The 856-nt window shown below is 67.3% G+C and carries 2 protein-coding genes; one reads left to right on the top strand and one right to left on the bottom strand.

Annotation, left to right across the window (positions count from 1 at the left end; all coding sequences use genetic code 11):
• A partial coding sequence (locus tag FF041_RS36960) for a type II toxin-antitoxin system RelE family toxin (RefSeq protein ID WP_153527173.1) occupies positions 1-253 on the top strand: 253 nt, incomplete at its 5' end.
• Positions 254-345: 92 nt separating this feature from the next.
• On the opposite strand, the gene FF041_RS36955 is transcribed toward FF041_RS36960, so the two are convergent.
• The gene (locus FF041_RS36955; RefSeq protein ID WP_153527121.1) at positions 346-552 is read right to left on the bottom strand and encodes a cold-shock protein; all 207 of its coding nucleotides are present in this window, start codon (positions 550-552) and stop codon (positions 346-348) included.
• Positions 553-856: the final 304 nt, after the last annotated feature.

The raw sequence follows: 856 nt of genomic DNA, 5'->3' as shown, positions 1-856 counted from the left end.
GAACCGGTATCAGATCCGGTACAGCCCCGAGGCCGAGAACGGCCTCGCCGCACTCAGCCCGGCCGTGCGCGCCCAGGTGAAGACAGAGATCACCGGCCATATCGGCCGGGATCCCTATGGGCACTGCTCCGCCGCCGTCCGCGGCGACAGGAATCTCCGGACCGTCAACATCGGACGCTTCGTCATCGTCCGCTACCGGATCCACGACAACCGTCTGCTGGTCACCGTCGTCCGCGCCGTCGCCCCCTGGTGACAGAGGCCCTCGGCGAGTCCCGGACGCCACTGCCGCACCGGGGCGGGCGGGCTTGGCCCGGGACGACCACCGGGCCAAGCCGCCGAAAGACGCTACTGCAGGACGACGACGCTCTCCGCCTGCGGCCCCTTGGGCCCTTGGGTGGTCTGGTACTCGACCCTGTCGCCCTCGTGCAGCTCCTTGAAACCACTGGTCTGGATGGCGGAGAAGTGGACGAAGACGTCCTGCCCACCGTCGTCCTGCGCGATGAACCCGAAGCCTTTATCGGCGTTGAACCACTTCACGGTGCCTGTTGCCATGGTGCAGATTCCTTACATCCGTTTCACGGAACCGCGATTCCGGTACCGTCCGCGGCCACGATGTGACCCGGCCCTCGAACTCTGCCATCCGGCAGCCGTTCGGCAGCGGCATGAGCCCAACGTCGGCGCGGCGGCCGTGCCCGGTCATCCTTTCGCGCGAGAGGGAGGCGACGGAACGGGAAATCCTCGACCGGTGCGCCCCCTTCGTACGAGGACGAATTCCCGGCCCGCCGGATTCACCGCGACATCAGAGGGCGCCGGTACCTCAGTTCGGAGACGGCTGTTTCGCCGTACATGTCGACCT

This window comes from Streptomyces jumonjinensis (genome assembly GCF_009600885.1).
GTDB lineage: Bacteria > Actinomycetota > Actinomycetes > Streptomycetales > Streptomycetaceae > Streptomyces > Streptomyces jumonjinensis.
This window is presented reverse-complemented; position numbering and strand designations above follow the sequence as displayed.